The organism is Anaerotignum faecicola, assembly GCA_024460105.1.
Lineage (GTDB): Bacteria > Bacillota > Clostridia > Lachnospirales > Anaerotignaceae > JANFXS01.
This window is the reverse complement of sequence record JANFXS010000160.1, coordinates 1-504: the sequence shown is the minus strand read 5'-3', so window position 1 is coordinate 504 and position 504 is coordinate 1. Positions and strand designations below refer to the sequence as shown.

Sequence of the window (504 nt, the reverse complement as noted above, 5' to 3'; positions counted from 1 at the left end):
CTGCCGGAATGGGTCGACCGTGTTCAGCCGGAAGCCTTCATCATGCAGCAGATTCAGAATCAGGGCGCATACGTTCACGGTATTTTCAACTTCTCCAACCAGGATAAGTTCCGTACCAGCCAGGGCAATATCATCGTTTACAACGGTTCTGACTGCTACCTCTTCACAGGACTCACCAGCGTGGGCTCCGACGAATCGGCCATCGGCTTCATCATGGTAGACATGGTGACAAAGGAGCCGAAGATGTACCAGATGAGCGGTGCCACGGAGATGGCGGCCCAGCAGTCTGCCCAGGGTAAGGTTCAGCAGTATGGCTATACCGCCTCCTTCCCGATGATTATCAATCTGGATGGAAAAGCCACGTATTTCATGACATTGAAGGACAGAGCGGGTCTGATCAAGCAGTACACATTCGTCTCCGTATCCAACTATACAAATGTAGGCACCGGGGAGACCATCGACAGTGCTCTTCGGAATTTCAGGCAGGTAATGGGAAGCAGCAAC

At 52.4% G+C, this 504-nt stretch carries 1 protein-coding gene; it reads left to right on the top strand.

Annotation, left to right across the window (positions count from 1 at the left end):
• Positions 1–42 precede the first annotated feature (42 nt).
• A partial coding sequence (locus tag NE664_13285; GenBank protein MCQ4727605.1) for a hypothetical protein occupies positions 43–504 on the top strand: 462 nt, incomplete at its 3' end.